Origin of the sequence: Leptospira vanthielii serovar Holland str. Waz Holland = ATCC 700522, assembly GCF_000332455.1 — a bacterium.
In the GTDB taxonomy this organism is placed as follows: Bacteria; Spirochaetota; Leptospiria; order Leptospirales; family Leptospiraceae; genus Leptospira_A; species Leptospira_A vanthielii.
Map to the genome: position 1 here is coordinate 230,151 of NZ_AOGY02000042.1, position 12,556 is coordinate 242,706.

At 38.5% G+C, this 12,556-nt stretch carries 10 protein-coding genes; 7 read left to right on the top strand and 3 right to left on the bottom strand.

Translation table 11 applies throughout. The features are described 5' to 3' along the window. The first annotated feature begins 168 nt into the window (after nucleotides 1-168). The 5 genes from LEP1GSC199_RS10090 to LEP1GSC199_RS10110 are packed head-to-tail and all read left to right on the top strand — an operon-like array spanning nucleotide 169 to nucleotide 7,818. Nucleotides 169-1,452 carry an imelysin family protein gene (locus LEP1GSC199_RS10090; protein ID WP_002981592.1) on the top strand — a complete coding sequence of 428 codons (1,284 nt, stop codon included), beginning with the start codon at nucleotides 169-171 and terminating at the stop codon, nucleotides 1,450-1,452. A gap of 16 nt (nucleotides 1,453-1,468) precedes the next feature. Then, nucleotides 1,469-2,995, top strand: coding sequence for a di-heme oxidoreductase family protein (locus LEP1GSC199_RS10095; protein WP_002981649.1), 1,527 nt, complete (start codon nucleotides 1,469-1,471; stop codon nucleotides 2,993-2,995). Further along, complete coding sequence (locus LEP1GSC199_RS10100) at nucleotides 2,992-4,128, top strand: imelysin family protein (RefSeq protein ID WP_039926506.1); 1,137 nt, start codon at nucleotides 2,992-2,994, stop codon at nucleotides 4,126-4,128. Before LEP1GSC199_RS10095 ends, LEP1GSC199_RS10100 begins: the two co-directional genes overlap by 4 nt. Next, a complete protein-coding gene (locus tag LEP1GSC199_RS10105; protein WP_002981568.1) occupies nucleotides 4,118-5,440 on the top strand; it encodes an HTTM domain-containing protein in 1,323 nt (440 codons plus the stop codon). Before LEP1GSC199_RS10100 ends, LEP1GSC199_RS10105 begins: the two co-directional genes overlap by 11 nt. Nucleotides 5,441-5,478: 38 nt before the next feature. Next, nucleotides 5,479-7,818, top strand: a complete 2,340-nt coding sequence (locus LEP1GSC199_RS10110) for a TonB-dependent receptor family protein (RefSeq protein ID WP_002981423.1) — start codon at nucleotides 5,479-5,481, stop codon at nucleotides 7,816-7,818. On the opposite strand, the gene LEP1GSC199_RS10115 is transcribed toward LEP1GSC199_RS10110, so the two are convergent. From LEP1GSC199_RS10115 to LEP1GSC199_RS10125, 3 genes are all read right to left on the bottom strand, one after another. Beyond that, on the bottom strand, nucleotides 7,785-8,762 hold the full coding sequence (locus LEP1GSC199_RS10115; RefSeq protein WP_002981455.1) for an LBF_1199 family protein: 978 nt from the start codon (nucleotides 8,760-8,762) through the stop codon (nucleotides 7,785-7,787). The genes LEP1GSC199_RS10110 and LEP1GSC199_RS10115 overlap by 34 nt on opposite strands. 149 nt (nucleotides 8,763-8,911) lie before the next feature. Then, nucleotides 8,912-9,802 carry an LBF_1199 family protein gene (locus LEP1GSC199_RS10120; protein ID WP_002981672.1) on the bottom strand — a complete coding sequence of 297 codons (891 nt, stop codon included), beginning with the start codon at nucleotides 9,800-9,802 and terminating at the stop codon, nucleotides 8,912-8,914. Nucleotides 9,803-9,868: 66 nt separating this feature from the next. Next, complete coding sequence (locus tag LEP1GSC199_RS10125; protein WP_039926540.1) at nucleotides 9,869-11,134, bottom strand: NHL repeat-containing protein; 1,266 nt, start codon at nucleotides 11,132-11,134, stop codon at nucleotides 9,869-9,871. Nucleotides 11,135-11,360: 226 nt separating this feature from the next. Here LEP1GSC199_RS10125 and LEP1GSC199_RS10130 point away from each other — a divergent pair, with 226 nt between their 5' ends. Next, nucleotides 11,361-12,134, top strand: a complete 774-nt coding sequence (locus LEP1GSC199_RS10130; RefSeq protein ID WP_002981242.1) for a helix-turn-helix domain-containing protein — start codon at nucleotides 11,361-11,363, stop codon at nucleotides 12,132-12,134. 100 nt (nucleotides 12,135-12,234) lie between these two features. Beyond that, a complete protein-coding gene (locus tag LEP1GSC199_RS10135; RefSeq protein WP_002981482.1) occupies nucleotides 12,235-12,549 on the top strand; it encodes an antibiotic biosynthesis monooxygenase family protein in 315 nt (104 codons plus the stop codon). Nucleotides 12,550-12,556 lie beyond the last annotated feature (7 nt).

Sequence of the window (12,556 nt, forward strand, 5' to 3'; positions counted from 1 at the left end):
CGAACCACTGAGATTTTTTGAACAAAGTTCATTGAATGATCAGAACGAACGTTCCTGATATATATCAACCCAAACCCAAATAAAACCATTTGCACGGAAAGGCCCCTAGATGAACGTTGTTTAAATAATAATGAGAACTAATCTCACTCGCAAGGAGAACTTCCCCCAATGACATCGATGCGAATTCTTACCTCCGCACTATCCTTCGGCCTTTTGCTGAGCGATTGTACTCCCAAAACAGATAATTCTGAAAAAAATCTATTGGCGGCGGCCTTAGCCTTGGCGGCGAATGCTCCAAGCCAGTCCGCTTTTTTAGATACCTACTCCCAAATTGCCTTCCAAAACTACAGTGATGCATATACAGACGTGGTGGCCCTTCGAGAAAAGGTAACTGCCCTCACAACCGTAGCCTCGCCAACCGCGGCTGCCCTATCGGCCGTAAAAACGGAATGGAGAAAGGCCAGACGTAGTTATTTACAAACGGAAGTTTTTCGTTTTAGCAAAGGTCCCATCGACAACCCGGCGCTTACAAACGGTGTGGAACTAGAGCCATTGATGAACGCATGGCCTCTAGATGAAGGATACATTGATACAGTGATCCTTACCAACACAATCACAAAACAAGGATTAATTGATGCCAATGGAGGAGATTGTACTGGTGGGACTTGCCCCGATGGGGATACAGCCAAAAATATTTCTGTGGGTTGGCATGCCATTGAATACCTTCTGTGGGGACCCGATACAGCAGGCAATGCTACACCAGGATCTTCGATCACTGAAGCCAACTTTACTACAGCCAATGGAAGTGGAAATGCAGCTGCAAAACGTTCCGCCTATCTATTGTATGCCACAGAGATTTTGGAGAGCCAACTCCTTCAGTTGAAAAATGCTTGGGATCCTTCGCATTCCACTACCTATGTTACTAAGTTCAAAGTTAGTTCCACATCCTTTGAAAATGTCATTCGTGGGATTGCCAGATTTTCTGGTGGAGAATGGGGAGGTGAAAGGATGACTGGAGTGTTTGGTGGTGAACAAGAAGAAGAACATTCTTGTTTCTCCGACAATACCAAAGCTGATTTTTACTATGATGCTAAAGGATTAGAAAATCTTTTTCATGGTTCTTATACTGGTTCTAAAACCATTAGCGGTTATGGTTTAAAAAATCTACTGGGTGGTGAGTCAAATTACATCGGTGAAAGGATAGTCACAGCAGAACGATTTTGCCTGAATGAATTTCAAGAGACTGCTTCTTTGAACCAAACTTGTAACAGTTCCATCATTGCGAGCCGTTTTGATACAATGATTGCGACTGTCAATTCGACACAAAGTGACGATTATAAAATTTTCCGATACAACATCCAACCAGCAGTTCAAGAAATAGCAAAAGCACTCCAAAGGTCTGCTGCTAATTTTGGATTCTCCATTGGGGACGATGGTTTAGTTCTCCAATAAACAAAAATATAAAAAAATGAAGTCAAAACACCTTATCCTATTTTCTATTCTCTTTCTCGTTTTCAATTGCAAAAAAAAATCGAACGATGACACGACAACTGCTCTTATCCTTGCTGCCATTTTATCCTCTTCCTCCTGTTCTTCGGGAGATTTTTTAAACGATCCTTGTGAACAGTATAGCGGTGGAGACACTACCACCTTTGACTCCACTGAGTCTGCCTTTGATTTAGAAGCTGCAAATGTGGTTGATTCAAAACGCTCCATTGACTTCCAAGATGGAAACGCTAACTTCAATCGAACTTGGCTTCCTGCTGGAAATTCTTCTGTGGCAGGGCTTGGGCCAGTATTTAACAATCGCTCTTGCCAAGGTTGCCATGTTAAAGATGGACGCGGTAGACCTCCGGCTGATGGAACGAGTCTTGCCTCTATGCTCATTCGTTTGAGCGCCGCCGGCGTAAACCCAACCACGGGAGGCCCCGTTGCTATGACTAATTTTGGAACCCAACTGAATACAGAAGGAATTTTAGAATACGGAACGGGAACACAGATCCCAAAAGAAGGAACCGTTACCATCACTTATACCGAAGAGGTGGGAAGTTTTCCCGATGGTGAAACTTACTCACTACGTAAGCCAAGTTATGCGATCACTTGGAATGTCGGAGGTGGTGCCACTCAAATCAACGTGGCAAATCCGGGACAACCTTACCACCCAACAACTAACGCTGCCGGCACTTATTTTATTTCTCCAAGAACCGCACCAATGGTTCCAGGCCTTGGGTTACTCGAAGCCATTCCCGAATCTACCATTCGGTCCTTTGCAGATGTATCAGACTCAAATGGAGACGGAATTTCAGGAAAACCAAACCTTGTTTGGGATACAACACAAGCAAAAGCATTTATCGGAAGGTTCGGATGGAAGGCAAACCAACCCAATTTAAACCATCAAAATGCCAGTGCCTTTCTCGGCGATATTGGACTCACAACTCCCGTTTTTCCAACGGAAAACTGCGCTACAGGACAAACTGTTTGTACCGCAAGTCCTTCCGGGAATGGAACTAATCCAGAAATTTCAAGTGATCGTTTATCAAGAGTTACTTTCTATACAAGTTTGGTGAGTGTTCCAGGTAGAAGGAATTGGAAAAACGATGAAGTAAGGAAAGGAAAAGAACTGTTTATAGAAATCGGGTGTTCTTCCTGCCATATTCCTAGAATTAAAACGGGAGACCATTCGATAAGTGAAGTTGCTAACCAAGAAATCAGACCATATACCGATTTACTCTTACACGATATGGGAGATGGACTGAGTGACTTCCGTTCCGATTTTTTAGCAACCGGGAATGAATGGCGAACCACTCCACTTTGGGGACTTGGTCTTGTTGAACGAGTTAATGGCCACGAACTTTTGTTACATGATGGAAGAGCGAGAGGTGTCCAAGAAGCCATTCTATGGCATGGTGGCGAAGCAGAACAAATTAAAAACAAATACAAACAGTTACCAAAACTATCACGGGCTAAGGTAATTAGTTTCCTTAAATCCTTATGAAACCAAAACAATTCCATACTAAATTTCTAATTTACGGTTTCTATATTCTGTTGTTGAACTGCGGAAGTCCATCAGACAATGCTTCTAAAAAAGCACAAATTTTAGGATTGGTAGATACGTATCTAAAAACATATACAACATCAAACCTGTTGTTAGATATTTCTAACAACTTAATCATTCCCAAGTATACGAACTTAGATAATAAAGTTTCATCATTACAGACCTCTGCCGCAACCTATACAGCAAACCCTGATGCCACTAATTTAACTTTAGTCAGAAACACTTGGACCGAAACCTATTTAGCTTACAAACAAATTGAGTGGGCGTATTTTGGACCGGCTAACATTCCTAACAATGTCTATTTGTACTTGGATAGTTTTTCCAGAGCCTTCCCTATTGACCCAACATCCATTGAATCGAAAATCACATCAAATTCAGCGCCAAATGGATTAAGAGTGGATGGTTTGGATGCAGTTGAATATTTACTTTTTAAAGATAATGTCGCCACAACCAACACAGCTTTTGCTGATGTTAATCGAAGAACATACTTAACAAAACTCATCCAAGATATAAAAAACCAGACGGGATTACTGATTTTTCAATGGGATAAATCAAGAAGTTCGTCTTTCTATTTTTCCTTTACGAATGCCGGAAAGGGTAGTCGTGACTATCCCAATACGAAAGACGGACTCACGGAAATCACAAACCAGATGGTATTTTTTTGTAATACCATCGTTGATATAAAAATTGCAGAACCTTCCGGATTACGAGCGACCAACCTAGGTGTAAAAGATATCACTAAAGTAGAGACACCTTATGCAAACTTATCATTGGATTCTCTTTTGCAAAGTCTCCAAGGTTTCTCAGAAATTGGAGAAGCGGGGTTTTATAAATTTCTGGGCCTCCGAAGCGAAACAGTAGTTCCAAGACTAAAAGAACAAATCCGAGTCACAACTGCATCTGTTACCTCTTTAAAATCAAAATATGGAACATTCCAAAATGCAATTACGACTGGTAACAGTGATGTGGAACTTATGTTAGCTGAGTTTAAAAAACTAAGAATATTGATTAGCACAGAAGTGATCAGTTCACTAGGTGGAACCATCGGAGTTAGTTCGAACGATGGCGATTAAACATTTGTTACAACCTGTTCCTTCGCTTTCACTCCATTTTTTCCGAATTGGATACGGATTTGCAACGACGATTCTGATCTTTAGATATTTCTATTATGGGTGGATTCATACTTACTTCATCAAACCAACCTTTTTCTTTAAACATTTTGGTTGGGAATGGATCCATCCACTTCCTCCGGTATTTACTTATCTTTTATTTGGGATGTTATTTATAACTGCCTTTGGAATTTTTCTGGGATATTATTTAAGAATCAATCTATTAGTATTTACGATAGGATTTACATGGTTTCATTTTTCAGATGCAACTATCTATTTGAATCATTATTATTTAGTGTCTCTTCTCGGTTTTTTGTTATGGTTATCACCTGTCAGTAAATCCAACTACCCAACCTTACGATGGCGAGATTGGATACAAAACACAAATCCTATTCCAAAACTTTGGTTGTATGTTTTTCGTTTGCAGATGGGACTTGTGTATTTTTTTGGAGGGATTGCCAAACTCCAACCGGACTGGTTATTTGAAGCACTTCCACTAAAACTTTGGTTGTACCAATCGGAAGGAAAATTTCCCCTACTTGATCCCATCCTCGGTCTTCCTATTACTGCATTTGTTTTCTCTTGGATTGGAGTTATTTTTGATTTATCCATTCCAATTTTACTCTGCACAAAACGATTTCGGTTACCAGCTTGGTTTGTTGTTCTTTTTTTCCATTCCTTTACATCGTTTTTGTTTCCAATAGGAATATTTCCGATTGTGATGAGCCTTTCTTCTTTGATATTTTTTGCACCAGACTGGCCGAGAACAATCATTGAGAAAATAAAAAAGATAAAGGTCGAAACAGAAAATCCAAAAATGGACTTCAAAAAGAGACCAGTAAAAGATATACTTGGTTTCAAAGAGTATCTTTTAATCACCTATCTTACGTTACAGGTTACGATTCCGTTTAGACATATACTGTATCCTGGACAAGTGATTTGGACCGAGGAAGCCATCAAATATTCTTGGCAAGTGATGGTTGCAGACAAAGTTGGTTCCGCAGTTTTCTGGATTCAAAACAAACCCATTGACCCCAAAGAAATACTAACAGATTACCAATATAGAATGATGACCATCCAACCCGAACATATCGTGCAGTTTGCAAATTACTTACAACAAAAGGAATACGAAAAATCGGGAACAAAGGATGTACCCGTATTTGTCCAGTCAAACGTTTCTATCAATGGCAAACCGGCTCGCCCCCTATTTTCACCTAACGAAGATCTAACCAAGATCAAGATAAACTTCTTTCCCTTAAAAGGACTCATTCGATGATTTTTCGAAACTTACGCTCATTCGTTCTGTTCTTCCTAATGTTCACTAGTAACATAGATATCCTAGCCCAAAACAATACAGAAGAACAAGAATCAAAACCTCAAAAAAGTGAAGGGATTCATGTCATAGGGAATAAAAAAGAAGACCTAAAAAAAATCCCAGGATCAGCTTACATTATCGACAAAAAGTATCTCGAAGAAGCTTCCCCCACAGATCCGATGGAAGCACTTCGAAGGTCTCCTGGTGCTAGTGTTCGGTTCCAAGATGCGGCTGGCCTTACACCAAACATTGGTTTTAGGGGGGTGAGTAACGAAGAGTCAAGAAAAACTCTTATCTTAGAAGATGGAATTTTAACATCCCTCTCTCCTTATGGCCAACCCGAAAGTTATTATTCCCCTTCCATTGAAAGAATGGAAAGGATTGAAATCATCAAAGGTTCAGGATCCATTTTATATGGACCAAATACAATTGGAGGGATTGTCAACTTTGTCACCAAACGTCCGCCAGCTGAATCCACCTTCTATACAAAAAACGTAGGAGGAGAAAACGGCTACCTCTCCACTTATAATTCTTATGGAAAAAGTTTTGGATCAAGTGCTTTCGAAGTATCGTTACTGAGAAAACAAGGAAATGGATTTCGAAATTATCAAAACTTTGATGTTACAGAGGGAAATGTCAAATGGATTCAAGATTGGAATGAAAACCATAGTACAACAATTAAATTAGGGTATCATGTCCAAAATGCACAATCAACTTATTTAGGTTTATCTCAAGGATTATTTCGTTTAGATCCGAAAATCAATCCTGCTGAATTTGATGAAAAACAATTGAATAGAAATCAATCGATTATTTCTCATAATTGGAAACTATCCGATGACCATACGCTTATCATTCGTGGCTATTTTTCTCAAGCAGAAAGAAATTGGGCCCGCCAAGATTTTATATCTGGAAAAACGACTACTGGTGGTTATCTAAATGCTCCTTTAGATACACTCCGTACCTATTCACCGGGTATTATCGGAAATCGTCCGGGTGATGCCATTTATATGAGAGATTCCTTTACGAGTCGCGATCAATCGTTTATGGTAGGTGGTATAGAAACCAAACTTGAATCAAAATTTTCTACCTTTGGACTCAAACATGAAACAGACATTGGTGTTCGAATTCATGGGGAAAACAATTTAACGCAAACCAATGTAAAAAAGACAGATGATCCTTTGGGTTATCTTTCCAAAACAATCATTCAAGAAGATTCCTTGGCAAACAATCTAGTACAACCTTCCCTTCCTAATTTTAATCTTAATAGACAAGAACGAAAAATTGAAGCATTTTCGGCCTACTTTCAGGACCGAATCCAACTTTCCGAAAACTGGAAATTGATACCAGGAGTGCGTTATGAAGAAGTAAGACAAAAAGCCATTACGACAAGAAGGCAAGCAACAGCCGAAGACTACAGATTAGGTGCAGTATTACCGAATGATGTATCCGTTAACCGCAGAAGTTCTAGCGAATCGAGAACTCAAATCATCCTACCTGGACTTGGAATCACCTATGATATTACAAAAAAAATTATATGGTTTTCCGGTGTTCACAAAGGTTTTTCACCGCCAACTTTTGGAACTTCATTCAGTCCGCAAGGTAATGACTACCGCCTAAAACCAGAAACCTCCACAAACTATGAAACGGGAATCAGGGGTGATCTTACTTCCTATTTGTATACTGAACTTGTTGGATACAAAATGTATTTCCGAGACCAAATCATTAACGTAAATGAAGTGGGCGGAGAATATGGAATTAGACCAGCAAATACTGGTTATTCGACACATACTGGAGGAGAATCTGTTATTGTTTGGGATCCTGCAAAAATGCAAAAATCAGAGTGGCGAGTCCCCATCGAACTAATATACTCTCGCATTGAAGCAAAAACCAGAAGTTTCAATCCATTTCCTGTATCACAAACTAGTGACGGAAAAGAGATTGTAGAGTTTTTACCTGCATATACGGTAAATAACTATCAGTATTTACCCACCGATACAACAGGAAATTATCTACCTTACGTACCAAAAGAAACAATTACAACAGCCGTAAGTGTCTCTTCCCCACAAGGATATTATGGTCGATTGGAATACCAATACATTGGAAAACAATATTCTGATTTATTAAACACAAAAGACGAATCAGAAGATGGCAATAAAGGGATCATACCGAAAGTGGAACTATGGAATACTAGTTTAGGATATCGATCCCCTGATAAATGGTCAGTATTTATTAACGCAAAAAACATCCAGGACAAACAATATGTTTCCGGAAGACTACCAACTGGAATACAACCTGGTCCGTTCCGTCAAATCAATGTTGGGTTCACTTTGGAACTGTGACCTTCCAAAGTACCAACAATTTTTGTTTTAGGTAAATCCAGGGAACAATACAAGATAGAGGAAAATTTTGTTTCAAAATTTGAATTTGTCTCTGATAACCCTACAAATTGGCGAATAATGTCCATTTCTTGTTCATCAACAATGACTTCACGAATCATTAAGTATTCGATAAAGTCCAATCGATCGGAAACATCGGCAATAAAAAGGCCATCTCTTAGAATATCTGCCAACCGATTGACATTCCGACGACTTGGCGATTTTTCTCTTTCGTCTTTGGGAGAAAATTCTTTAAGTTTTTTATTTGCATACTCCTCCCATCGATGAATTGTTTTTAGATTACTTTCCAATTGAAATAAAAAACCAGGAACAGACTCTTTTTGATCAAACACAACTAACATTCGCAAGTATTGATACAAATTTGGATTTCGATATAACAATCGTTTACAATGAATAGAATCAATTTTCTCAAATATACGAAGGAAAGAATCCGTATTTTGTTCCGTTGTTCCCGAAGATTCAAAATACTCCTCCCATTGTTTTGCATTCAAATTACTAAGTAAATTTAATTGAAAAGTGACATCCTTTCCCACGAGAGGTTCGGAAAGCAATAACTCTAAACTTTTCTCTGAATTAATAATTTTGGCCCATATCGAAAAATAATAATCAGGAGTGATATTTCCTGTTTTGATATATTTTCCAAAACCATAATAGACAGCCTTACAGATTAGATTCGAAGGCATAAATTTGTGGTTGATTAACTCTTTTAAAACATCTTCCTCTCTAAGTATCCAACAATAACTGCAGAAATACTCAACAAGCTCTTCCACCTCGAAAAGAATTTCTAAATAGTCTTGAAGATTAGGGTCCGTTAAAAGAAACTCAAAAGAATCTTTGGCATGTTGAGGTGAACTTTTTTTCCAAAACTCATAAACCAATACTTGCATTTGCGATCCTCAACACTTAGGAGAAGACGAAAGAAACGATAGATTATGCAAAATTGTATTTCGAATTAGATGTAAAATTATAGAAAAAACAGCGATAGCGAAAAAACACAAGGGCAAGTACGAAAGAAAAACCTAAAAATTAAAGGATTTTAGAAGTATTTACCCACCCGGTCAAAATTACCCAGTGCGGACAGAATCGTTGTTTCCTCCCACACATCTAATACGGCCCCATTCCCACGCATGTATACCAAAACATCTCCTCTGTCTTGAGCTGGAAGTTTTTTTAATTCTCGCAATACTAACGACAACCGATCCGGATTTCTTTTGTTAGGTGATAAAGTTGCTTCAGATTTAAAATCGAATCTTTCTCCCAATCCTTGACAGAATGTTTCCCATACATGTATCGAATCCAAAATTGATTCCAATCGAACTCGATTTTCCATTTCTTTTTCGGTTTGATCCACACCTTTTTTGATTCCTGAAACCATCATCATACGTAAATAATAATACAGAGTATGGCTGTTCAAAAGTATTTTACGAATTTCATTTTCGCGAAGATTCGAAAAAATTCCAAGTAAGGCCTGCATTGTCATATTCTTTCCTTCTAATATATCGAAGTAAGCTTCCCAAGTCTGTGGATCTAAATTTGATAAAAGATGGATCTTTAGTGTAGGATCGCGGTCCATTTCTTCAGCGAGAGACAATATCCGCAAACTCTGTGCGGAATCAAATAAAGATCTGATTTGTAAAAAATAGGCGTTAGAATCGAAGTTACCTGATAAAAACTGTTTACCATATCCAAAATAGATAAACTTCATAAGAAGTTCCGGTGTTAAGTTATCATCATTCAAAAACCGTTTTGAACCTTCTTCTGAGCGAAGAAGCCATAAATACTCGAATACCAAATCACAAAACTCTTCTTCCGCTAACATATGGTCAGCCAAAGATTTCAGATCTGATCCTTGTTCGATAGACTGGAAGAAATCTAATAATTCATTAGGAGATGCATTTTTCCAAAATTCAGATGCCTTCCATCGCATACTGATTTTGTATGTGATTTAGGGGGAGTGTCAATTGAATTTTAGAAAGAATCAATTTTGATACTATTAATAAACATTCCAGTAACTACTTCGTAATAAATTGCCACAGATCTTACCATTAGTACCGGGATCGATGACTAATATTTGATCAGTTGTATGAGGGATTGTATATATCTTCCCGTTAGGTGCCAAAACTCCATCTCCCCATTTGTTTCCGCCTGAAATACCAGAGTTGTATGTGGTAGATGTTAGAGTGTCTGGGTCAAAAGAGATGAATTCATTGATATCTGCAGGGATTGTATAAATTTTACCATCAGCAGCTAACATACCACCACGCCATTTTGCAGCATTAACAACGGGTGATACCCACAAATTCATCGAATCGGTATTGGGATCTATAATCAAAAATTCTGCGGCATTGGAAGGAATGGCAAAGATTTTACCGTTAGGTGCAACGACTCCATGCCTCCACTTCCCTAAACCCGTTATTGGAGAAGGGATCACGTAACTTCTTTCTGAAAAAGGATCTAGGACAAAAATATAATCAATATCAACAGGAAAAGCATAAATCTTACCGTTAGGTGCAAGAACACCGCCTTCCCACATATTCCCAAGTCCCAGAGGAGATGGGATGGTTCTTACTTTGTCCGTTTGTGGGTCGATCACAAGAATTTTGTTAGAGCTATTGGGGATCCCATAGATCAAACCATTGGGTGCAAGCACCCCTCCTCGCCATTTATTAGCTCCAGTTTCCGGAGATGGGATCATATAACTTTGATTTGCTTCCGGATTGATTACAAGGATTTGGTCAGCATCTCTTGGAATGGAATAAATTTTGCCATTCGGTGCGAGCACAGCACCTTCCCATTGTGCCAACCCGCTGACCCCAGTAGGGAAACCTGAGGCAGTATGTGTGTCTGGATCAATGACGAGAATATCAGACTGGTTATAAGGCATGGAGAAGATTTTTTGGTCATTAGTTAGGATACCACCTAACCATTTTGCTGCGCCTGTATAGGAAGGAGTAAAAGTCGTGAAACTGACTCCGTTGGATCCGAGTAAGGCCTGTTTTTTTATTTCCGACGAGACATACTTCCAACGCCTTGGTTGGATGATTGCAAGCATGTCCATTTCGCAAATAGAACGATTAGGGGCAACGGAACCGCAATACTCCCGATCATCATCCACGAGAATCCGTGCTAGGTAAAAATCCCGAAAAGAGTCCGATTTCGGATCACAGCCACTTTCTAAGTTCGGAAACTTGCAGGATACAATCAGACTGCTAACAAAAAATAAGGATACAAATAAAACTTGCGTAAGATAGTGCTTCAATCCGCTTAACTCTTTCTCTTTCCACAAATGAGAATAGAGATAAACCTATAATTTGTCAAACGAAAGAAATTTACTAAGGATTGGAATCCATCCATTAAGATATGTTGTTAGATCCACTTTCATCTTGGTTTCGGATGCAAAGTATATGCCTAGAAAAAACTAGTTGCTGTTGTATTTGAATTGAATATATTTTGAACAGCGTCAGTTCAGAAAACAGCCTTTGCCAATGAAAATCCTGAGTTATTTCCCCTCCCCAGAACTACTCCCTTACGTGCAAAAATACCTAATTATCGAATCGGAAAATGGAATCGAAAACCGGATTCTACCAAACCCCCATCTTGTATTATCATTTCAATTAAAAGGAACTCTCCGTTCCTTCGAATCAAATAACCTTTATGATTTACCTCGGGCTGGCATTGCGGGATTTAGAAAATCAGCAAGAAAGATCATTTATTCCAAAAACTCCTCCGCCCTACTTGTCATCCTTACAGAAATTGGTGCTTGTGCATTTTTTAAGGAACCAATTTCAGACTTCTATGGAAAAACACTTAGTTTAGAAGAATTAATTCCAAAACAGATACTACGAAATACCGAAGAACAACTGTTTAGTTGTAAATCCGACATTGGGCGAATTTCCTTAATCGAGAATTTTTTACTTCAAAATCAAAAGGAAAGAATGGTAGATCCGATCCTCCGACAAACTCTTTTGAAAATTCAGAAATCAAATGGAAATATTAAAATCAGAGATTTAAAACAAGGGTTACCGATTAGTTTAGATTCCTTAGAAAAGAAATTTAAAGATTCGATAGGAACGACTCTGAAACACTATTCAAATCTTTTGAGAATTCGTTCAGTGATATCGGCTTATTCGGAACAAACCAACTTAACAGATCTAGCTTACGGTGCTGGTTACTTTGACCAATCCCATTTCAACAAAGAATTCAAACTCTATACGGGCGATTCACCAAAGTTTTTTTTCCAACACCCACAAAACTGGTAAGAAGACCTCTTTTTCTGATTTTTTACAATTTTTAATCCCGCGGTTATTGTATCCTATTCGATAACCAAACTTTAGAAGCTAAAAAGCTTAAGAGGATACAATGAATCAAATTCTTATCGATCGATTCGATTTACCTAAAGAAGCAAAAGAAGTTTTTTTAGAACGAGTGAAAGTCAATCGCGACTTTATCAAAACCATAGATGGATTTTTGGGAGATGAAGCCTACATTTGTGAAAAAAACGGAAACATCCAATTCGTTACCGTAGCCACTTGGAAAGACCAAACCAGCTTAGATAATGCCAAAGCATTGGTTTTTGCAGAATACCAAAAACAAGGATTTGTTATGCCTGAATTTTTGGCTCGCCATTCGATTCGGATAGAACGGGAAATTTATGTGAGAATGTCATACAAATAAATGTTTA

Coding starts and splice junctions, on each gene's coding strand:
- LEP1GSC199_RS10095 (WP_002981649.1), top strand. CDS start 1,469: ATGAAGTCAAAACACCTTATCCTATTTTCTATTCTCTTTCTCGTTTTC.
- LEP1GSC199_RS10090 (WP_002981592.1), top strand. CDS start 169: ATGACATCGATGCGAATTCTTACCTCCGCACTATCCTTCGGCCTTTTG.
- LEP1GSC199_RS10135 (WP_002981482.1), top strand. CDS start 12,235: ATGAATCAAATTCTTATCGATCGATTCGATTTACCTAAAGAAGCAAAA.
- LEP1GSC199_RS10100 (WP_039926506.1), top strand. CDS start 2,992: ATGAAACCAAAACAATTCCATACTAAATTTCTAATTTACGGTTTCTAT.
- LEP1GSC199_RS10110 (WP_002981423.1), top strand. CDS start 5,479: ATGTTCACTAGTAACATAGATATCCTAGCCCAAAACAATACAGAAGAA.
- LEP1GSC199_RS10130 (WP_002981242.1), top strand. CDS start 11,361: ATGAAAATCCTGAGTTATTTCCCCTCCCCAGAACTACTCCCTTACGTG.
- LEP1GSC199_RS10115 (WP_002981455.1), bottom strand. CDS start 8,762: ATGCAAGTATTGGTTTATGAGTTTTGGAAAAAAAGTTCACCTCAACAT.
- LEP1GSC199_RS10105 (WP_002981568.1), top strand. CDS start 4,118: ATGGCGATTAAACATTTGTTACAACCTGTTCCTTCGCTTTCACTCCAT.
- LEP1GSC199_RS10120 (WP_002981672.1), bottom strand. CDS start 9,802: ATGCGATGGAAGGCATCTGAATTTTGGAAAAATGCATCTCCTAATGAA.